The 19,027-nt window shown below is 69.6% G+C and carries 19 protein-coding genes; 7 read left to right on the top strand and 12 right to left on the bottom strand.

Going from position 1 to position 19,027, the window contains the following annotated elements; genetic code table 11:
- Positions 1 to 5 precede the first annotated feature (5 nt).
- Positions 6 to 440 carry a hypothetical protein gene (locus D1610_RS13705; protein ID WP_245942248.1) on the top strand — a complete coding sequence of 145 codons (435 nt, stop codon included), beginning with the start codon at positions 6 to 8 and terminating at the stop codon, positions 438 to 440.
- On the opposite strand, the gene D1610_RS13700 is transcribed toward D1610_RS13705, so the two are convergent.
- From D1610_RS13700 to D1610_RS13690, 3 genes are read right to left on the bottom strand one after another with little or no spacing between them, the layout of a single operon-like run.
- Positions 437 to 2,752 (bottom strand): hypothetical protein, encoded by a 2,316-nt coding sequence (locus D1610_RS13700; RefSeq protein WP_118864753.1) that lies wholly within the window; start codon positions 2,750 to 2,752, stop codon positions 437 to 439. The two genes, D1610_RS13705 and D1610_RS13700, sit on opposite strands and share 4 nt — an antisense overlap.
- Positions 2,749 to 4,449 carry an Hsp70 family protein gene (locus tag D1610_RS13695; protein ID WP_118864752.1) on the bottom strand — a complete coding sequence of 567 codons (1,701 nt, stop codon included), beginning with the start codon at positions 4,447 to 4,449 and terminating at the stop codon, positions 2,749 to 2,751. Before D1610_RS13695 ends, D1610_RS13700 begins: the two co-directional genes overlap by 4 nt.
- Positions 4,450 to 4,477: 28 nt before the next feature.
- A complete protein-coding gene (locus D1610_RS13690) occupies positions 4,478 to 5,545 on the bottom strand; it encodes a DUF3667 domain-containing protein (RefSeq protein WP_118864751.1) in 1,068 nt (355 codons plus the stop codon).
- A gap of 59 nt (positions 5,546 to 5,604) precedes the next feature.
- Here D1610_RS13690 and D1610_RS13685 point away from each other — a divergent pair, with 59 nt between their 5' ends.
- Genes D1610_RS13685 through rsfS form a run of 5 tightly spaced genes read left to right on the top strand, consistent with a single transcriptional unit; the run spans position 5,605 to position 8,453 of the window.
- A complete protein-coding gene (locus D1610_RS13685) occupies positions 5,605 to 6,855 on the top strand; it encodes a glutamate-5-semialdehyde dehydrogenase (protein WP_118864750.1) in 1,251 nt (416 codons plus the stop codon).
- 31 nt (positions 6,856 to 6,886) lie between these two features.
- A complete protein-coding gene (locus D1610_RS13680) occupies positions 6,887 to 7,144 on the top strand; it encodes a CopG family ribbon-helix-helix protein (protein ID WP_118864749.1) in 258 nt (85 codons plus the stop codon).
- The gene (locus D1610_RS13675; protein WP_118864748.1) at positions 7,144 to 7,428 is read left to right on the top strand and encodes a type II toxin-antitoxin system RelE/ParE family toxin; all 285 of its coding nucleotides are present in this window, start codon (positions 7,144 to 7,146) and stop codon (positions 7,426 to 7,428) included. The genes D1610_RS13680 and D1610_RS13675 overlap by 1 nt, the downstream gene beginning before the upstream one ends.
- Complete coding sequence (locus tag D1610_RS13670) at positions 7,425 to 8,057, top strand: nicotinate-nucleotide adenylyltransferase (RefSeq protein WP_245942247.1); 633 nt, start codon at positions 7,425 to 7,427, stop codon at positions 8,055 to 8,057. The genes D1610_RS13675 and D1610_RS13670 overlap by 4 nt, the downstream gene beginning before the upstream one ends.
- 27 nt (positions 8,058 to 8,084) lie before the next feature.
- Positions 8,085 to 8,453, top strand: a complete 369-nt coding sequence (rsfS, locus tag D1610_RS13665; RefSeq protein WP_118864746.1) for a ribosome silencing factor — start codon at positions 8,085 to 8,087, stop codon at positions 8,451 to 8,453.
- Positions 8,454 to 8,471: 18 nt separating this feature from the next.
- On the opposite strand, the gene tilS is transcribed toward rsfS, so the two are convergent.
- The 8 genes from tilS to D1610_RS13625 form a co-directional block, all read right to left on the bottom strand.
- Entirely contained in the window at positions 8,472 to 9,431 is a 960-nt protein-coding gene (tilS, locus tag D1610_RS13660; protein ID WP_245942245.1) for a tRNA lysidine(34) synthetase TilS, read from the bottom strand.
- 1 nt (position 9,432) lies between these two features.
- Positions 9,433 to 10,356, bottom strand: a complete 924-nt coding sequence (locus D1610_RS13655; protein ID WP_118864745.1) for a tol-pal system YbgF family protein — start codon at positions 10,354 to 10,356, stop codon at positions 9,433 to 9,435.
- An 84-nt stretch (positions 10,357 to 10,440) separates the two neighbouring features.
- Positions 10,441 to 11,277, bottom strand: a complete 837-nt coding sequence (locus D1610_RS13650; RefSeq protein ID WP_118864744.1) for a helix-turn-helix domain-containing protein — start codon at positions 11,275 to 11,277, stop codon at positions 10,441 to 10,443.
- A 115-nt stretch (positions 11,278 to 11,392) separates the two neighbouring features.
- Positions 11,393 to 13,666 carry a phosphoenolpyruvate--protein phosphotransferase gene (gene ptsP, locus D1610_RS13645; protein ID WP_118864743.1) on the bottom strand — a complete coding sequence of 758 codons (2,274 nt, stop codon included), beginning with the start codon at positions 13,664 to 13,666 and terminating at the stop codon, positions 11,393 to 11,395.
- 55 nt (positions 13,667 to 13,721) lie between these two features.
- Positions 13,722 to 14,150, bottom strand: a complete 429-nt coding sequence (locus D1610_RS13640) for a type II toxin-antitoxin system VapC family toxin (protein WP_118864742.1) — start codon at positions 14,148 to 14,150, stop codon at positions 13,722 to 13,724.
- Positions 14,147 to 14,383 (bottom strand): FitA-like ribbon-helix-helix domain-containing protein, encoded by a 237-nt coding sequence (locus D1610_RS13635; RefSeq protein ID WP_118864741.1) that lies wholly within the window; start codon positions 14,381 to 14,383, stop codon positions 14,147 to 14,149. The genes D1610_RS13640 and D1610_RS13635 overlap by 4 nt, the downstream gene beginning before the upstream one ends.
- A gap of 38 nt (positions 14,384 to 14,421) precedes the next feature.
- Positions 14,422 to 15,453 (bottom strand): NAD(P)H-dependent flavin oxidoreductase, encoded by a 1,032-nt coding sequence (locus D1610_RS13630; protein ID WP_118864740.1) that lies wholly within the window; start codon positions 15,451 to 15,453, stop codon positions 14,422 to 14,424.
- A 239-nt stretch (positions 15,454 to 15,692) separates the two neighbouring features.
- Positions 15,693 to 16,958, bottom strand: coding sequence for an aspartate kinase (locus D1610_RS13625; protein WP_118864739.1), 1,266 nt, complete (start codon positions 16,956 to 16,958; stop codon positions 15,693 to 15,695).
- A gap of 52 nt (positions 16,959 to 17,010) precedes the next feature.
- Here D1610_RS13625 and ubiG point away from each other — a divergent pair, with 52 nt between their 5' ends.
- Positions 17,011 to 17,751, top strand: coding sequence for a bifunctional 2-polyprenyl-6-hydroxyphenol methylase/3-demethylubiquinol 3-O-methyltransferase UbiG (gene ubiG, locus D1610_RS13620; RefSeq protein ID WP_118864738.1), 741 nt, complete (start codon positions 17,011 to 17,013; stop codon positions 17,749 to 17,751).
- 134 nt (positions 17,752 to 17,885) lie between these two features.
- Here ubiG and tgt read toward each other — a convergent pair whose 3' ends face one another.
- Positions 17,886 to 19,022, bottom strand: coding sequence for a tRNA guanosine(34) transglycosylase Tgt (gene tgt / locus D1610_RS13615; protein ID WP_118864737.1), 1,137 nt, complete (start codon positions 19,020 to 19,022; stop codon positions 17,886 to 17,888).
- Positions 19,023 to 19,027 lie beyond the last annotated feature (5 nt).

Here is a 19,027-nt window from a genome sequence, read left to right as displayed (position 1 = left end):
TCGGCATGAACCGGCCCCTGCCGATCGCTCCGCCGCGGCGCAGGATCGGCGGGGGCCTTTTCGTTGGCCTCGCGGCGCTTCTCGCCTCGGCGGCGCACGCGCAGGAGGCGCAGGCGGAGATGACCGTGGCCGAGTTCCTCGCCAAGGCGCAGGTCGTGCGCGCCAAAGGGGCTCAGGCTGCCGAATCGCCCGAATATAAGGAACTGCAGCGCTACGTCGCGGGCGTGACCGCCGCCTACCGCGCCGATCTCGCCCGCCAGCAGGCGGCCGGCGCGCCGCCGCACAGCTGCCCGCCCCCGCGCGGCCGGGCCGGGCTCACCTCCACCGACCTCCTCCGCACGATGCGCGCCCTCCCCCCGCACGAGCGCGGGATCAGCGTCAGGCAAGCATTCGACGCGATGATGCTGGAACGCTATCCGTGCGGGGAAGCAGCGCCCTAGGGCTGCTGCGCGTGCATCGCGCGGACGGTGGCGGCGATATTCTCGCTCGGCTGCTCCAGCACGACCTGCAGCATCTCAATCCGCGCAACGCACTGATCATGCACCGGTGCGTCGCTACGCAGGTAGCTGGATAGCTTGGCCGGTGTGACGCCGAGCCGGTTCGCTGTGGTCGAGAATACGAGATCGTCAGCCACAGGCCTGCCGGTGGAGCCGCCCATAGCAGCCTGTGCGGGCGCGGAAACGATGCTAAATATGTGGGCGAGCTCTTCCTGTCGCAGGTTGGCGGGAAGATCGTCGCCATCGATTTCGCCTGAACCGGCGCAGGCCGCAGGATTGCTCATCAGCAGCGCCTTGCGCCTTTGCAGCTCCAGCCTGAGGCCATCGATGAGCAGGACATCGGGCGCAGACGGCAGCATGCGCCTATAGGCTGCGTTCAGCTTCTCGTCGAAGCGGCGCGAGGCCTGATCGCCGTCGATACGCCCTGACACTCGCGCGTCCACGACGGCGCGGAGCTCAGCATAGAGTTCAGGATTGTTGGTGCGCAGCAGCACCAAACCGGGTTGGTCATCTTCCAGGCGCTTCATTGCGATCTCGGTCGATCGACCGCTGATCGTCGTGGCGGACGGCGAATAGGTCGTCCCCCCTGCAATGCCGGTCGCCTTCGGTTCGTCCGGCATCGACACCGCCGAGGCACCAAGAAAGGCGATCGCGATCGCGACGCGGATGACGTAGCGCAGCCAGCCGATCTGACCGTGGAACATCGCGTTGACGAGGAGCGCGGTCACGGCGAAGGCCGCGCCGGCGATGAAGGGCGGAAGAAGCGGCGAGTTCAGCGCGGCGGAACCCAGAACCACGATCGCGACGAGACCCGGCACCTTGAACCGCTGGGTCAGCGGCTCGCCGATCGCCATCAGCCGGTCGATCGCGGCGACGCGCGCATGGATCACCAGCGCGGCGGCGGCTGAGAGCGCCAGCATCGCGTGCGGCGGCAGCGCCAGGAACGGGACGAAGCCGAAAAAGCCGTAGACGCCGATCGTCAGGATCCAGGCGAACGCATTCTCGCCGGTCTCGCGCCATCGCCTTCCGCCGGCGGTGAGCTGGGTCCACTGCATCCCGCAGGCCGCGACCAGCAGCGCGACGACCGCCCAGCCCGGCGATGGCGGCACGAACATCGCCGCGATGGGAAGCGCGAAGATCGGCGCGATCCATCCCGTTTCCGCCCAGCGCGGCAGCCCCGGGCCAACGCCCGTGTCGCGCGCATGGGTCAGGCGGCCGATCGTGGCGAGGTGCGCCCAGGGAAGCGCGAGCGAGGCGACCGCGCCCACGATCAGCAGGACCATGTCCCACGGCGTGGGCGGCTTGAAGATCGCGCCGAGCGCCAGGAGCACGGTGAACAGCGCGGGCGCGAGCAGCAGCCGGCCGAGCGTCATCCGCGGGCGGGAGAGATGCTCGCGCCACCAGGCGACGGTGTCGGCGTTGAACGAGTGGCGCAGCCCCGGCATCTGCCATTCGCTGTAGTCGATCAGCGTCCGTATCCGCGGCGCCACGCCTGGATTGATAGCGGTCAGCCGCATGCCCCATTCGCCGCGCGGCGGCTTGGTGAGCTCGGTGAAGGCGAAATGATATTGGTCGCCGTGGCTGGTGAGCGCTTCGATCGTGCGCCACTCGTCGATGCGGTGGAGTATAGCGGCGACGGCGGGGGACTGGCCGCGCTGCCAGCCCGCGCCGTCCCAGCCGAACGCCTCGATCGCCTGCAGCAGCAGCGCGTCGCTCTTCGGGATGTTGCTCGCGAGCAGCCCGGCGATCCATTCCTCGGCATGGGCGCGGATGGCGATCTCGGCCATTGCCGGGCTGGCGAGCACGTGACGGAACGCCGCCTCCAGCACCGCGTCGTCCTGCGCCCAGGGGCTGGTCAAGTGCCCCGCAAGCGCGTTCATCCGCGCCTCGAAATCGGCGAGGTCGCGCTCGCGTCCGTCGAGCAGGTGCGCGTCGGGTGATGCGGGCAGCGGCGCGGGCTCGGTCGGCGCCGCATTCAGCTCGTCGGGCGTCGGTGTCGCGGTGAACACCGCCTCGCGCGCGCTGTCGTCGTAATCCTCATCGGCCCAGCCATCGGCGTCGCCGCCATGCTCGGCCTGCCAGGCGCGCGCATCGGCCATCGCCAGCGCCTGGTCATAGGCGGCGCGCAGCGTCTTGAAACCCTCGGGGTCGTCTTCCGGATTGGTCTGGCGAAGCTTTGCCGCATAGCCGCGCCGGATCGCCACGCGGTCGCTGCCCGCCGGGACGCCCAGCGTCCTCCAGACCGACCGGCTCACAGGTAGCTCTCGCCCTCGATCCGGTCCAGCGCGGCGTGGAACTGATCGCGCGCGGCGGCGATGGCGCGCGGGTCCTGCGCGTCAATGATGCCCTGGAACTGGGTGATGATCATGCCGATCGCCTCGCGGTCGTGCCCCAGCGCATTCTCATAGGCGCGTTCGGCGCGCGCCATGGCGGCGCGGTTGGCCTCGTCGTCGCGTGGGTGTGTCTTCAATGCGGCGAGCGCCTTGCGGCGCTCCTCCAGCGTCGACGGATCGCCCGCCAGCCCGTCGTTGATGACGAGGCTGTGGCGCGCGCCGGTCTTGGCGACGAGGATGTCGACCTCGAGCAGCCCGGACACGTCGTAGGAGAAGCGCACGTCGAGCCGCTGGCCGGCGGGCGCGCGCGGCACCGGCACCTCGATCTTGCCGATCTCGACATTGTCGCGCACCAGCCGCGATTCGCCCTGATAGACGCCGAACAGCACCGACTTCTGGTTGTCCTGCAGCGTGGAGAAGCTGTGCTCGCGGCTCGCGGGGATCACCGTGTTGCGCTCGATGATCGGGCTGAACAGACCGGTCTCGAACTGTCCGTTGGGCAATTGCCGCGCGGTGTCGACGCCCAGCGAATAGGGGCAGACATCGGTGACGACCACTTCGGACAGCGCCGCGTCGCGCGCCTTCAGGCCCGCCTGCACCGCCGCGCCCAGCGCCACCGCCTCGTCCGGATTGACCGTCGTGTTGGGAAACCGGCCGAACATCCGCGCGACGGTGCGGCGCACGGCGGGCATCCGCGTCGCGCCGCCGATCAGGATGATGTCGGACAATGTGTCGGGCCGGATATCGCTGTCGCGCAGCGATCTGAGCACCGGCTCGCGCAGGCGTTCGAGCAGCGGCGCGGCGCGCGCCTCGAAATCGGCGGTCGATACCTCCGCCTCATAGGTCTCGCCGAGCCAGGTCACGCGCACCGGCGCGCTGGAATCGCTGCTCATGGCGCGCCGCCCGCGCTCGGCCGCCTCGCGCAGCTTCTGGTAGAGCGCGTCGTCGCCGCGCCCGGCGGTGCCCCAGGCGTCGCCGAAGCGCTCGCGCATCAGCTGGACCAGCAGCTCGTTGAAATCCTCGCCGCCCAGATGATTGTCGCCGGTCGACGCGCGGACCTCGATGATCCCTTCGAATATCTCGATGATCGAGACGTCGAAGGTGCCGCCGCCCAGGTCGAACACCAGGAAGCGTGCTTCGCTGCCCAGATTGTGGATGCCGTAGGCGAGTGCCGCGGCGGTCGGCTCGTTGACCAGCCGCTCGACCTTCAGTCCCGCGAGCTCGCCCGCGCGGTGCGTCGCCTTCCTCTGCTTGTCGTTGAAATAGGCGGGAACGGTGATCACCGCCTCGGTCACCGCTTCGCCCAGGAACGCCTCGGCGTCCTCCTTCAGGCTGCGCAGGACGAGCGCGGACAGCTCCTCCGGCGTGAACTCGCGGCCGGACAGGTTGGCGGTCCGCTGCGTGCCCATATAGCGCTTGAACGCGGTGACGGTGGCGCTCGGATGGCTCGCCTGGCGCTCGCGCGCGGCGAGACCGACCAGCAGCGCGCCGCCTTCGTCGATGCTGACCGCGGAGGGCGTCAGCACATGGCCCAGCCGGTTGGTGATCAGCTGCGCCTGCCCGTCGCGCCAGACCGCGCACGCGCTGTTGGTGGTGCCGAGATCGATGCCGATGATCATGCGGTGATGTGTCCGGAGTTGAGAGAAATCAGCCCATCAGCCCCATGCCGAGCAGCATGAAGAGGAAGAAGAGCAGCGCGACGAAGGCGAAGCTGATGAGGAATATCGTGCGCCACAGCGCGGAGAAGCGGCGCAGGCGGTATGCGCCGCGCAGCTGCTTGTACATGTGCAGCGGCGGGGCGAACGTCGCCACCGTGGCGATGACGACGCCGCCCAGCCCCGCCGCGCCCGCGATGCTGAGCGCGATCACCAGCAGCGTCATGAACGACAGCGAATAGGTGACGAACACCGCATGGTCGTACATGCGATGGCCGCGCCGCCACAGGAACAGGAGCGCCACGAACGGCACCGATATGGGGATCAGCGCCCAGCTGAACTTATAGGCGGAGGATTGCAGCTTGTAGACCAAGAGTCCCGGATTGGCGTTGGCCTTGGCGATCCCCTTGTCGAGCCGTGGGATGCCGGTCCTGAGATCGGTGAAGCCTGGGTTTTCTCCGTTTTTGACCTCCGCGCTGGCGACATCCAGGCCCTGCTTGGTCGCTTCGACCACCGAACGCTGCTCATCCAGCTCGGCGGTACTCCGGCCGGCCTTCAGCGCGGCGGCACGTTCGCGATCGATCCGCGCCAGCTCGCCATCGGCCTTTTGCAGCTGAAGGTTCATCGTCTCCAGCGTCGTGGCGCGCTGTTGCGGATTCATGTCCGGCGGGACGATGTCGCCCCCCAGCGCGCTGATCGTCGCGAACATCAGGAACACCGAGAAGAGGAACAGCGCGAGCGGGGAGAGGAAGCGCACGCGCTCGCCCGTGACATAGCGGCGGGTGAGCTCGCCCGGGCGGACGATCAGCAGCGGCAGCGTGCGCCAGATCTTGCCTTCGACATGGAGCACCCCGTGCGCCAGATCGTGCCAGATCGCGCCCAGCGAACGGTGGATGTGCCCGCTCTGGCCGCAGCGGTGGCAGTGGCTGCCGATCAGCGCGGTGCCGCAGTTGAGGCACTGGCCGCCATGCCGCCCATGCGAATCGGCCGCTCCGTCCACCGCGCGCGCCAGCAGCGCGCCGGTCGCGATTTCCCCCGCGGCCTCGACTTCCCCCGTCATTCCTGCGGGATACAGCCATGGGTGGGCGGCGTCGAGCGACTATGTTAGCGGGACCTACCATGACCGAAGCGACCGCCCTGATCCACGATATGGCGACGCGCGCCCGCGCCGCCGCCCGCCTGCTCGCCCGCGCCGACACCGCGACCAAGGCGCAGGCGCTGACGGCCGCCGCCGCGGCGATCCGCGCGGACACCGATCTGATCTGCGCCGCCAATGCGCGCGACATGGCGCTGGCCGAGGCCGGCGGGCTTTCGCCGGCGATGCTCGATCGGCTGAAGCTGACGCCCGAGCGGGTGGCGGCGACGGCGGACGGCGTCGCGGCGGTCGCGGCGCTGGCCGATCCCGTCGGCGGGGTGATCGACCAGGCGGTGCGGCCCAACGGGCTGGTGCTGAGCCGCGTCCGCGTGCCGCTGGGGGTGGTCGGCATCATCTATGAAAGCCGCCCCAACGTCACCGCCGACGCCGCCGCGCTGTCGGTGATGGCCGGCAACGCCGCGATCCTGCGCGGCGGCAGCGAGGCGACGGGCAGCAACCGCGCGATCCACGCCGCTTTCATCCGCGGCCTCGCCGAAGCCGGCCTGCCCGAAGACGCCGCGCAGCTGGTGCCGACCACCGATCGCGCCGCCGTCGGCGCGATGCTCTCCGCGCATGGGCTGATCGACATCATCGTGCCGCGCGGCGGCAAGGGGCTGGTCGCGCGCGTCCAGGCGGAGGCGCGCGTGCCCGTGCTCGCGCATCTCGACGGGATCAACCACACCTATATCGACGGCGCGGCGAACCGGGAGATGGCGGAGGCGATCGCGGTTAACGCCAAGATGCGCCGCACCGGCATCTGCGGCGCGACCGAGACGCTGCTGATCGACCGCGCCTATCCCGCCGCCGCGGCGCTGGTGGCGGCGCTCGCCGATACCGGCTGCGAGCTGCGCGGCGATGCCGAGGTGCAGGCGCTGGCGGACGTCCGCGCCGCCGTCGAGGAGGATTGGGACACCGAATATCTCGACGCGGTGCTGTCGATCGCGATGGTCGACGGGGTCGACGGCGCGCTCGCCCATATCGCCCGCCACGCCTCGCACCACACCGATGCGATAATCACCGGCGACGCCGCCACCGCCGAGCGTTTCCTCGCCGAGGTCGATTCGGCGATCGTCATGTGGAACGCCTCCACCCAGTTCGCCGATGGCGGCGAGTTCGGCCTGGGCGCGGAGATCGGCATCTCGACCGGCCGCCTCCATGCGCGCGGGCCGGTCGCGCTGGAGGGGCTCACCACCTATAAATGGCTGGTGCGCGGAACTGGCCAGACGCGTCCTTGAATTGAATGTATACAAATGATACAAGCGCGGGATGAGTCAAACGACTGTCATCACCGCACGTATCTCGAACGAGGCGAGCGCGCAGCTTGATCGGCTGGCGGCCGAACTCGACAGATCGCGCGCCTGGGTCATCGCGACCGCGGTCGAACGCTATGTGCGCGAAGAGCTCGAGTTCATCGATTTCATCAAGGAGGGCGAGGAAGACATCGCCGCCGGTCGCTATATAACGCATGACGAACTGCTGGCCGAGATCGCTGCTCGCCGGACCCGTTCCAAGCGCGCTGCTTGATGCGGTTGATATGGTCGCTGCTGGCGCGCGGCGATCTGTTCGGAATCGCCGATTACTACAATGGAATCAGCGAGGGGCTGGGTGACGACCTTCTCGGCCGCATCGAAGATGCCACCCGGCTGATCCCAACCTTCCCGCGAATGGGGTCGCCCACCGGAGTGCCGGGCGTGCGCAAGCTTCTCGTGCCGAGAACGCCCTTCCTGCTGATCTACGCGGTGAACACGGCGACCGTCGAGGTGCGCCGTGTCCTGCACGCCAGAAGCGATTGGCGAGAGAAGCCGTGACCCGCACCGGCCTGCTCGGCGGCTCCTTCAATCCGGCGCATCGCGGGCATCGGGGGATCACGCTCGCCGCGATCCGCGCGCTGGGGCTGGACGAGGCATGGTGGCTGGTCTCGCCGGGCAATCCGCTGAAGGCAGGGCGCGGCGACATGGCGCCCCTCACCGCGCGGCTCGCCTCCGCGCGCCGGATGGCGCGGCGCGCGCCGATCCGCGCCACCGCCGTCGAGCAGCGGCTGGGCACACGCTACACCATCGACACCATCCGGGCATTGAAGCGCCGCTATCCGAAGCGGCGCTTCATCTGGCTGATGGGTGCGGACAATCTCGCCGAGTTCCACCGCTGGCGCGACTGGCGGAGCATCGCGCGCGAAGTCCCCATTGCGGTGGTCGCGCGGCCCGGATATGATGACGACGCCCTCGCGGGTGTCGCGATGGGTTGGCTGCGGCGCTCCGTCCGGCCCGCAAGCCAGGCCAGGTTCTGGACGCGGTGGAGTTTACCGGCGCTCGTGCTGTTGCGCTTTCGCCCCGATCCGACCTCCGCGACGCTGCTCAGGCAGTCCAATCCGAATTGGGCCGAACATCCATGGCATCGCAGCGATGCCGCGCCGGACGAACCCCGTCCTCCTTCATAAGGAACGCCCTTGCCACATTCCGCTTCCGTGCCCCGCGCGTCTGCCCCCGATGAGGTGGAGGCGCTGCATGCGCTCGTGCTCGGCTCGCTCGACGACGATCAGGCGGTCGACACCGTGTCGATCCCGCTCGCCGGCAAGAGCGCGATCGCCGATCACATGGTGATCGCCAGCGGCCGTTCGACCCGCCAGGTCGCGTCGATGGCGCAGAAGCTCGCCGAGCGGATCAAGGCGGAGACCGGCCGCCCGGCGCGGATCGAAGGCCTGCCCAATGCGGATTGGGTGCTGATCGACGCGGGCGACGTGATCGTCCATCTGTTCCGCCCAGAGGTGCGCAGCTTCTACAATCTGGAGCGGATGTGGGCCTTTGGCGAGGCGCCGGCCGCGGGGAACGCCTGACGCTTGGCGTAGCGCCGGTCAGTGAGGATGCCGGCGCGGCGGCGCGGCGGCGACGCGCCATCCCGCCCGCGCGCGCTCGGCCTTGACGCCGCCCAACGTCCCGCTCCCGCCGGCTTCCAGCGCCGCGATCAGGCGGTCGAGCGCGGGGCCGCGCGGCGCTTCCTCGCCAAGCTCGGCCAGCGCGCGGACGAGCAGCCGCCTCAGATATTCGCGCGGCAGACCGGCCGGGTCGATCGTCCGCGCGTTCCCATCGACGGTGATGCGCTCGGCGGCCAGCCGATCGAGGCTCCAGCGCAGCGCTTCGGACGCGTCGGCGAGCGCGCCGGCCGACCGCGCGAGCCCGGCGGGGTCGAGATCGCCGGATGCGGCGATCAGCGCGCGAAACCGGCTGCGGTCATGCGCCGGATCGCGATTGGCGGGATCGTCCGCCGGATCGAGGCCGGCCGCCTCGACGATCGCGGCCAGCTCGGCGCGCCGCCAGCCGAGCAGTGGGCGCAGCAGCGGCATGCCCGCCCAGTCGCCCGCCGCGCGCACCCCCGCCAGTCCGTCGACCCCGCTCCCCCGGCTCGCGCGCATCAGCAGCGTCTCGGCCTGATCGTCGGCGTGATGCCCGGTGAGGATCGCCGCGCAGCCGGTCCCCCGCGCGTGATCGGCGAGCAGATCGTACCGCGCCGCCCGCGCGCGCGCCTGGACGTTAGCTCCGCGCGCAAGGGGCGGTTCGGGCCGCAGCGTCGCATGGGGCAGGCCGAGCCCGGCGCACAGCCGCGCGACCATCGCCGCCTCGTCGGCAGCCTCCGCGCGCAAGCCGTGATCGACCGTCGCGCAGGCGATCCGCTCGGGCATCGCGCCGTGTGCGAGCGCCAGCATCGCCAGGCTGTCCGGCCCGCCCGAGACGGCGAGCAGCAACCGTCCGTCCGCGCCCGGCAGCGCCGCAAGATCGGCGGCGAAGCGTTCGATCAGCGCGCGCTGCGGCGCCACCTCACTTGCACTTGGCGTCGGCCCGGCCCCGCGTCACTTGCGCCTGCAGGCTGGCCGAAATCTTGCCGGCATAGACGTCGGCCAGCTCGTCATAGACCTTGCACGCGTCCGCCGGCTTCTTGAGCCGGGTCAGCGCCTGGCCGAGATAGACCAGGCTGTCCGGCGCGCGCTCGCCATCGGGCCATTTCTTGTAGCTGTCGTAAAGGGCGACGCTCGCCAGCGCCGGCTTGCCCTCGTCCAGATAAGCGCGGCCGAGCAGGTTCTGCGCGAAGCTCGCGCGGCGATGCTTGGGATATTTGTCGGCGACCGCCTTCAGCGCGGCCTGCGCCTCGGGATAGAATTCGGCGTCCCACAGGCGGAAGCCGTAGACATAGCCGTCCTCGGCCGGATCGCCGGTGGAAGGCTTCTCGATCGCCGCCACCGCCTCGACCCGCGCGGAATCGGCGCGGCTGGTCGATGCGGTCGGGCGCACCGCGGGCGGGCGCGTGCCCGACGCGGCGCGGTCGACCGAAGTCTCCGGCCCGCCCAGGGCGGCCGCGGGCGCCGCGCCGCTCTCCAGCGCGCGCAGCTTGGCGTCGGTCGCGGCCTTGTAGGCGGCGAACGCCTCCTCCAGCTGGCGGATCTGGTAGCCGTTCTGCTCGGTCTGGCCGGTCAGCGTCGCCATCTGCGATTCGAGCGCGTTGACCCGCGCGGTCAGGTCGCTCAGCACGCTCGACGCCGGGCTCCCCGGCGCCGCGACCGGTCCCTGCGCCGGGCCGGTGATCTGCGGCTCGACCGTCAGGCCGGCGCCGCCGGGAAACACCTTGCGCTGCACCGCGCGCATCTCGCGCTCGAGCCTGTCGACGCGCCCCTCGACCGACTGTGCGGAGGCGATGCCCGCCCATCCGCTCGTCGCCAGCACGGCAGCGATCACCAAAATGCGCATTGTCTTCCCCACGCTTCCTCGACCCGAAGGCTCTCGGGATTCTCACATATCGACCTTGTTGCCAAGGCGAAGCTGTCGCCAGCCTTAAGGGGCGGGCGACGCGGCGGCGGGGGCGGCGGCGGGGGCGGCGGGCGGGGCCGATCGCGCGGCGAGCGCCTGGGCGGTCAGCTCGACGCCGCTGATCGTGCGCGTCCCGTCGCCCAGCGGCGGCACCGGCCGGCCGCCGACCGTGACCTGCAGCGCGTCGGGCCGCCCGGTCAGGATCATCGGCCGGTTGGCGTCCGCCGGCACCTCATAGCGTTCGCCTCGCGCCATCTCCTTTTCCATCAGGCGCGTGTCGGTGGCGTCGTAGATGCGCAGCCACACCGGCTGGGTGGCGGTCAGCACGACCGGTCCGGTGGCGGGCGCGGACGCGGCGGGCTGCGCTGCATTGCTTCCGGTCGCGGACCCTGGGGCCGCGGCGGCGGGCGGCTCGACCGCGGCGACCTCGGGCGCATCGACCGGAGAGGACAGCCGGCTCGAATACCACCAGCCGAACAGCGCGAGCACGACGAACGCGGCGGCGACGCCGCCCCAGGCCAGCCATCTGGGGGGCACGCGCGCCGGATCGGCGGCCTCATAGGGCTGATATTCGGGCGACTCGCCGATGTGCTGCAGCTCCTCGCGCAGATCGCGGACGATCTCCACCTCGTCTAGGTCGAGCGCGCGGGCATAGGCGCGGGAAAAGCCGGTGGCGTAGGTCGTCGCGGGAAGCGCGCCGTATTCGCCGCGCTCGATCGCTTCCAGATGCCTCAGCGGCACGCGCGTCCGCGCCGCGATATCGGACAGCTCGAGTCCCTGCGCCAGCCGCGCCGCCTGCAGGCGCTCGCCGACCGTCGCGGGTGTGCCCGGCGCCATCGCTTCGGGGTCCATATCGGCCATCAGGCTCCTTTTCGCGGGCGGGGTGCGACCCAATCCTGTTGAATTCCGTCCGCGCACCCGTGTCCGCCAACGGCCCCGTCCATGTCAACCGCCGATAATCTAGATCAACCGTTCCTCAGGCGAGTTCGACGCCATTTTCGGCCGCCCATGCGCCGAGCGTCCCGCGCATGTCGCGCGGCGGCTGCGCGAGCAGATCGGCCATCACGGTCCGCAGCCCGCCGACATCGAGCGAGCGGACCATCGCCTTGATCGGCCCCACCGCCGCCGGGGTGATCGACAGGCGGTCGATGCCGATACCGATCAGCGCCATGGCTTCGAGCGGTCTCCCGCCCATCTCGCCGCACACGCAGAGATCGACGCCGGCAGCGTCCACCGGGCCGATCACCCGTCTGAGGAAGCGCAGGATCGACGGGCTGAGCCAGTCATAGCGCTCGGCGAGCTTGGGATGCGCGCGGTCGGCGGCGAACAGGAACTGGGTCAGGTCGTTGGTGCCGATCGACAGGAAATCCAGCTTGGGCAGCAGGATATCCAGGCTCTCGGCCAGCGCCGGCACCTCCAGCATCGCGCCGTAGCGGATCTCGCCCGGCAGCCGCCGCCCGCGCCCGGCGAGCCAGGCGCGCTGCGCCTCGAACAGCGCCTGCGCCTCGTCGAACTCCCATGGCTCGCTGACCATCGGGAACATCACGTTGAGCGTGCGGCCCGCCGCCGCCTCCAGCAGCGCGCGCGCCTGCGCCTTCATCAGGCCGTTGCGCTCCAGCGCGACGCGCAGCGCGCGCCAGCCCATCGCCGGATTCTCCTCGGCCTCGTCGTCGGCGCGCATATAAGGGAGCGCCTTGTCGCCGCCGATATCGACCGTACGGAAGATCACCGGCTTCTCGCCCGCCTGCTCCAGCACGTCGCGGTACAGCCGCTGCTGGCGCTCGCGCTGCGGCAGCGTCGCCGAGACGAGGAACTGGAACTCGGTGCGGAACAGCCCAATGCCGTCCGCGCCGGTCAGCTCGATCGCGGCGACATCGTCCCGCAAGCCCGCATTGACCATCACCGTCACGCGGTGATCGTCCCTTGAAAGCGGCGGCACCGTCTTCAGCGCGGCGAACACCGCGCGGCGCTTCTGGCTCAGCACCAGCTTCGCCTCGAACGCCTCGTCCATCGCCGCCGAAGGCCGGACGAACGCCGCCGATTCGCCCGCGTCGAGCAGCAGCGGATCGCCCTCGGCGACCAGCTGGCGGACGTCGCGCACGCGGCCCAGCACCGGCACCCCCATCGCCCGCGCGACGATGGTGACGTGCGCGGTCAGCGATCCTTCCTCCAGGACGACGCCCTTCAGCCGCCTGCGGTCATATTCCAGCAGCTCGGCCGGGCCCAGGTTGCGCGCGATCAGGATCGTGTCCTGCCGCAGCCCCTGCTGCGCGGCGGTGCCCATCTGGCCCGAGACGATCCGGAGGAGCCGGTTGGACAGGTCCTCCAGGTCATGCATCCGGTCGGCCAGCAGCGGGTCGGAGATCTGCCGCATGCGGCTGCGCGTGCGCTGCTGGACGCGCTCGATCGCGGCCTCCGCGGTCAGGCCGCTGTCGATCGCCTCGTTGATCCGCCGGCTCCAGCCTTCGTCATAGGCGAACATCTTGTAGGTCTCGAGCACCTCGTCATGCTCGCCGCCCACGCCGAACTCGGCCTGGTTGGCCATCCGGTCGATCTGTTCGCGCATCTTGGCGAAAGCGGCATAGACGCGCGCGCGCTCCGCCTCGATGTCCTCCGCGACGGTATGCTCGATGGTGATGCGCGGCTGGTGATAGACCGCGTTGCCCCGCGCCATGCCGTCGACCAGCTTGAGGCCGGCCAGGCGCACCGGCGCGGTCGATTGCACCCGGTCGGTCTCGCCGCCGCGCCCGTCGACCAGCTCGGCGTTGGCGATCAGTTCGGAGAGCACCATCGCCACGGTCTGCAGCGCCTCGATCTCGACCTCCTCGTAGCGGCGCGGATCGGCATGCTGGACGCTCAGCACCCCCACCGCGCGCTCGCGCCGGACGATCGGCACGCCCGCGAAGCTGTGGAACAGCTCCTCGCCCGTCTCGGGCTTGTAGGCGAAATCGGGGTGGCTCGCCGCCTCGTCGAGGTTGAGCGTCTCGACATTGGCGGCGATCGTGCCGACCAGCCCCTCGCCCAGGGCGAGCCGCGTGACGTGCACCGCCTCCTGCTTCAGCCCTTCGGTGGCGAACAGCTCGAGCACGCCCTCGCGCAGCAGGTAGATCGAGCAGACCTCGCTATCCAGCGCGTCGGCGATGATCCTGACGACCTGGTTGAGCTTGGCCTGCGCCGGCCGCCGCGCCGCCATCACATCGTGCAGGCGGACCAGGATTTCGCGGGCGGAGGCGGCGGCCGAAACGGGCATAAGAGAGCGGTATCAGACGCCACGCGAGAGGCCAACGCGTTATCGGAGCGGGCGCTCAGTCGAATTCATCGAGCAACTTGATTTCCGGATGAACCGGCAGCGCCTTGTCACGGAAGCGGGCGTCGCAGGTGGCGAGCGGACAGCGCAGTTCCATCGCCAGCGAGAGATAGATGCAATCGGCGAGAGGATGGCCAATGCGCATCGCCAGCCGGGTGGCTCTGCCGAGTTGGCCAGCGTCAAGGCGATGCAGTTGGATCAAACCGTCACGCCAGGCCGCCAACCAGTTGGCGAGCATGTCCCGGCCTTCGCTCTCCGATCCCTCGCGCTGGTTTACCCGCCGGACGATAGCGCCCGCCACTTCGGTCAACAGCAAATCGGGCGCCACCATCTTACCGCGATGACTGTCCAGGAACGTGACGGCTGCTTCCCAATCGACTTCGCCGAAGAGCGACTTCACCATCAGACTTGCATCGACGACGATCATTCTTCGTCGCGCATCTTCCGAATGAGATCCAGACTATCGGGCGCATAGCCGCGCTCGGCGACGTAACGCGTGTTGGATTCCCGCAGACGCGCGATGATGTCGCCCTTGTCCGGTGCGATCTGCTCCAGCAGCATCCGCGCTTCAGCTTCTAGCGATCGATGGTTGGCGGCAGCCTGCGCCTTCAGCCGTTCGTACACGGCATCGTCGAGCTTACGGATGGTCAGCGTCGCCATGATGGCGATATATCATTTTGCTAGCAAAATGCAAGCAATCAGCTTGCGCGCGCCTCCAGCGCATGCGCCGCCTCGGCCATCAGCGCGGCGAGGATGTCGGCCAGCGGCTCCTCCTTCGTCACCATCCCAACCGACTGCCCCGCCATCAGCGAGCCGTTGTCGACATCGCCGTCGATCACCGCCCGCCTGAGCGCGCCCGCCCAGTAATGCTCGATCTGCAGCTGCGCCTCGGCCATCGCCACCCTGCCCTCGTCCAGCGCCTGGGCGACCTCGCGCTGCTTGGCGGTGAACAGCTCGGTGGAGGCGTTCTTCAGCGCGCGCACCGGGATCACCGGCAGGCGCGGGTCGATCTGGACGCTCGCCACCGCGTCGCGCGCGCTGGCGCGGATGAACGCCTTCTTGAAATTGGCATGCGCGATGCTCTCGCTCGCGCAGACGAAGCGGGTGCCGAGCTGGACGCCGGCCGCGCCCATGTCGAGATAGCCGGCGATCGCCTCGCCACGGCCGATCCCGCCGGCGACGAACACCGGAACCTGCTCAGCCACCTCGGGCAATATCTCCTGCGCCAGCACGCTGGTCGAAACCGGGCCGATATGGCCGCCCGCCTCCATCCCCTCGACCACCAGCGCATCGACGCCCGATCGGATCAGCTTCTTGGCCAGGCTCAAGGCAGGCGCGAAGCACACGACCTTGGCGCCGGTCTCCTTGATCGCCTCCAGGCTGCCCTTGGGCGGCAACCCGCCCGCCAGCACGACATGCGTCACCTGGTGCCTGGCGCATACCGCGATCAGATCGAACAGCTGCGGGTGCATGGTGATCAGGTTCACGCCGAACGGCCTGTCGGTCAGCGCCCTGGTCCCGGCGATCTCGGCGTCGAGCAGCTCGGGCGTCATCGCCCCGCAGGCGATCAGCCCGAACCCGCCCGCGTTGGACATCGCCGCGACCAGATTGCGCTCGCTGACCCACGACATCGCGCCGCACATCACCGCGACCTCGCTGCCCAGGAATTCGCAGCCGCGCGCCATGCGCCGGGAAAGGCGCTGGGCGCCGACAGATGCTGTATCGCTCATGCCGCTCCGCCTAGAATGAGTATTCGATACCGGCAATGGCCTGGTTCGACGGGCGGCTCCTCACAAAAGTCTGGCAATGTAGGATTTCGCCTGCTCTACCCTGGCGGATGACGCGTCACGTCACCCTCTCCCTTTCGATCGGCAACGCCGTTTCGAAATTGCGGGGAGGGGAAGACAGGGCACGCCTATCCTCACCTTCCTCACCTTTGGAAGATCGGGTACGCCCGCCTCCGCCCGAATCAGGCGGCCGCGTCCTCCGCGTCCAGCCCATAGGCGGTGTGCAGCACGCGCACCGCGAGCTCGGTATAATCCTCCTCGATCAGCACGCTCACCTTGATCTCGCTGGTGGTGATGGCGAGGATGTTGATCTTCCGCTCGGCGAGCGCGTCGAACATCGCCGCCGCCACGCCCGCATGGCTGCGCATTCCGACGCCGACCACCGATACCTTGCAGATGTCGGTCTTGGTCAGGAGGCGATGGTAGCCGATCGCCTCGCGCGCCTGCTCCAGCGCGTCCTGCGCACGGGCCAGTTCGGCCTTGGGCACGGTAAAGGTGACGTCGGTCTCGCCCTTGTCCTTGGCGACGTTCTGCACGATCATGTCGACGTTGATCGACGCCTCGGCGAGCGGGCGGAAGATGCCCGCCACGGTGCCGGGCTTGTCGGGCACGCGGGTCAGGGTGATCTGCGCCTCGTTCTTGTCATAGGCGATGCCGGTGATCAGCTGGCGTTCCATTGCGCTTTCCTCGATTTCCTCGTCGCCGACGATCAGCGTGCCCCTGTGGCCGCTTTCATCGCGCATATCCGTGTCGAAGGACGAGAGCACGCGCACGCGCACCTTCTCCTTCATCGCCAGCCCGACCGACCGCGTCTGCAGCACCTTGGCGCCGACGCTGGCCAGCTCGAGCATCTCCTCGTACGTCACCTTGCTCAGCTTGCGCGCGCGCGGGACGATGCGCGGATCGGTGGTGTAGACGCCGTCGACATCGGTGTAGATGTCGCAGCGGTCGGCCTTCATCGCCGCCGCCATCGCCACGGCGCTCGTGTCCGATCCGCCGCGCCCCAGCGTCGAGACTCGCTCGCCGGTGCCGACGCCCTGGAAGCCGGGGATCACCGCGACCTCGCCGTCCGCCAGCGCCGCATTGAGCGCGGTGGTGTCGATATCCTCGATCCGGGCGGAGGCGTGCGCGTCGCTGGTCTTGATCGGCAGCTGCCAGCCGAGCCAGCTCCGCGCCGGCACGCCCATCGATTGCAGCGTGATCGCCAGCAACCCGCTGGTGATCTGCTCGCCCGAGGACACCACCACGTCATATTCGCGCGGATCGTAGAGCGCGGAGGCCTCGCGGCAGAAATTGACCAGCCGGTCGGTCTCGCCGGCCATCGCCGAGACGACGACGGCGACCTCGTTCCCGGCCTCCACCTCGCTCTTGACGAGCCCCGCCACGGTGCGGATGCGCTCGATCCCGGCCATCGACGTGCCGCCGAACTTCATCACGATCCGGGCCATGTGCGTCCTGATTTCCCTTGGGTCGAAAGGCCGCCCCCGATAGGTTGCGCGCATGACGAGCGCAACCGTATCAGCAGAAACCACCGTGCGCGCGGAAGAAGCCGCCCATTTCGGCGCGCTGGCGAAGGACTGGTGGGACCCGAAGGGCTCGTCGGCGATGCTCCACCGGCTGAACCCGGTGCGCCTCGCCTATCTGCGCGAGGAGGCCGATCGCCACTGGAGCCTGGACGAGACCGGCTTCCGCCCGCTCGAAGGCAGGCGCGCGCTCGACATGGGCTGCGGCGCTGGCCTCCTGTGCGAGCCGCTCGCCCGGCTGGGCGCGGCGGTGACCGGCGTGGACGCGGCGCCCGAGAATATCGACGTGGCGAGCGCCCATGCCGCGCGCGGCGGTCTGCCGATCGACTACCGCGTCGGCGATGTCGCGGCGGTGAATGGCGAGCGGTTCGACCTCGTCACCTCGATGGAGGTGATCGAGCATGTGTCCGACCCCGCCGCCTTCGTCTTGGGCCTGGCGTCGGCATTGGCGCCCGGCGGGCTGATGATCCTCTCCACCCCAAACCGCACCGCGCTGTCACGCCTGGCGATGATCACCATCGGCGAGGGGACCGGGCAAATCCCCAGGGGCACCCACGACTGGAACAGCTTCCTCCGCCCGGCGGAGCTGACCAGGCTGATGGAGGACGCGGGCCTCAGCGTGCTGGACGTGCGCGGGCTGAACTTCACGCCGCTCAGAGGCTTCCACCTCTCGGACAATCTCGCGCTGGATTACTTCGTCTCGGCAACGCGCCCCTAAATACCTCTCCGGAACGGGGAGGGGGACCGCCGCTCGAAAAGCGGTGGTGGAGGGGGCTCTCCACAGGCGCCGCGCTCGCGGCGCTCCCCCTCCACCAGCCTGCGGCTGGTCCCCCTCCCCGTTCCGGGGAGGTATCAGGTCACCCCATAATACCGCGCGCGAAACCCTTCCGCGAACGCCCCCAGCCGCCCTTCGCCGATCGCCGCGCGCAGGTCCGCCATCAGCGCCTGGTAGAACCACAGATTATGCTCGGTCATCAGCATCGCACCGAGGATCTCCCCGGCCTTGTTGAGATGATGCAGATACGCCCGGCTCCACGTCCCGCACACCGGGCAGGCGCAATCGGGATCGATCGGCCCCTGGTCCTCGGCGAACTTCGCATTGCGGATGTTGATCGGTCCGCCGCGCGTGAACCCCTGGCCGTTGCGCCCGCTCCGCGTCGGCAGCACGCAATCGAACATGTCGATCCCGCGCTCGACCGCGCCGACGATGTCGTCGGGCTTGCCGACCCCCATCAGATAGCGCGGCTTGTCGGCGGGCAGCTGCCCCGGCGCGAAGTCGAGGCAGGCGAACATCGCCTCCTGCCCCTCGCCCACCGCGAGGCCCCCGACCGCATAGCCGTCGAATCCGATATCGATCAGCGCATCGGCCGATTCCCGGCGCAATCCCTCGTCCAGCGCGCCCTGCTGGATGCCGAACAGCGCCGCCCCTTGCGCATGCGCCCCGCCCGCATCGAACGCGTCGCGGCTGCGCCTCGCCCATCGCATCGACCGCGCCATCGCCGCCTGCTGGGCCTCGCGCGTCTCGGTGGTGGATACCAGCTCGTCGAAGCACATGACGATGTCCGACCCCAGCAGCCGCTGGATCTCCATCGACCGCTCGGGGCTGAGCGTGTGCCGCGACCCGTCGAGGTGCGACTTGAACGTCACCCCCTCCTCGTTGCGCGTGGTCAGGTCGGCCAGGCTCATCACCTGATAGCCGCCCGAATCGGTCAGGATCGGCCGCTCCCAGCCCATGAACCCATGCAGACCGCCCAGCCGGTGCACCCGCTCGGCGGTCGGGCGCAGCATCAGGTGATAGGTGTTGCCCAGGATGATGTCCGCGCCCGCCGCGCGCACGTCGGCCGGCTTCATCGCCTTGACGGTGGCGGCGGTGCCGACCGGCATGAACGCCGGCGTGCGGATCGTGCCCCGCCGCATCGCGATCTCGCCGGCGCGCGCGCGGCCGTCGGTGGCGGAGATGGTGAATTGGAAGCGGGGAGGGAGGGGCATCCGCG

Source organism: Sphingomonas gilva (genome assembly GCF_003515075.1).
In the GTDB taxonomy this organism is placed as follows: domain Bacteria; phylum Pseudomonadota; class Alphaproteobacteria; order Sphingomonadales; family Sphingomonadaceae; genus Sphingomonas; species Sphingomonas gilva.
This window is presented reverse-complemented; position numbering and strand designations above follow the sequence as displayed.

Coding starts and splice junctions, on each gene's coding strand:
- D1610_RS13705 (WP_245942248.1), top strand. CDS start 6: ATGAACCGGCCCCTGCCGATCGCTCCGCCGCGGCGCAGGATCGGCGGG.
- D1610_RS13695 (WP_118864752.1), bottom strand. CDS start 4,449: ATGATCATCGGCATCGATCTCGGCACCACCAACAGCGCGTGCGCGGTC.
- D1610_RS13690 (WP_118864751.1), bottom strand. CDS start 5,545: ATGACGGGGGAAGTCGAGGCCGCGGGGGAAATCGCGACCGGCGCGCTG.
- D1610_RS13685 (WP_118864750.1), top strand. CDS start 5,605: ATGACCGAAGCGACCGCCCTGATCCACGATATGGCGACGCGCGCCCGC.
- D1610_RS13680 (WP_118864749.1), top strand. CDS start 6,887: ATGAGTCAAACGACTGTCATCACCGCACGTATCTCGAACGAGGCGAGC.
- D1610_RS13675 (WP_118864748.1), top strand. CDS start 7,144: ATGCGGTTGATATGGTCGCTGCTGGCGCGCGGCGATCTGTTCGGAATC.
- D1610_RS13655 (WP_118864745.1), bottom strand. CDS start 10,356: ATGCGCATTTTGGTGATCGCTGCCGTGCTGGCGACGAGCGGATGGGCG.
- D1610_RS13650 (WP_118864744.1), bottom strand. CDS start 11,277: ATGGCCGATATGGACCCCGAAGCGATGGCGCCGGGCACACCCGCGACG.
- ptsP (WP_118864743.1), bottom strand. CDS start 13,666: ATGCCCGTTTCGGCCGCCGCCTCCGCCCGCGAAATCCTGGTCCGCCTG.
- D1610_RS13640 (WP_118864742.1), bottom strand. CDS start 14,150: ATGATCGTCGTCGATGCAAGTCTGATGGTGAAGTCGCTCTTCGGCGAA.
- D1610_RS13635 (WP_118864741.1), bottom strand. CDS start 14,383: ATGGCGACGCTGACCATCCGTAAGCTCGACGATGCCGTGTACGAACGG.
- D1610_RS13630 (WP_118864740.1), bottom strand. CDS start 15,453: ATGAGCGATACAGCATCTGTCGGCGCCCAGCGCCTTTCCCGGCGCATG.
- D1610_RS13625 (WP_118864739.1), bottom strand. CDS start 16,958: ATGGCCCGGATCGTGATGAAGTTCGGCGGCACGTCGATGGCCGGGATC.
- ubiG (WP_118864738.1), top strand. CDS start 17,011: ATGACGAGCGCAACCGTATCAGCAGAAACCACCGTGCGCGCGGAAGAA.
- tgt (WP_118864737.1), bottom strand. CDS start 19,022: ATGCCCCTCCCTCCCCGCTTCCAATTCACCATCTCCGCCACCGACGGC.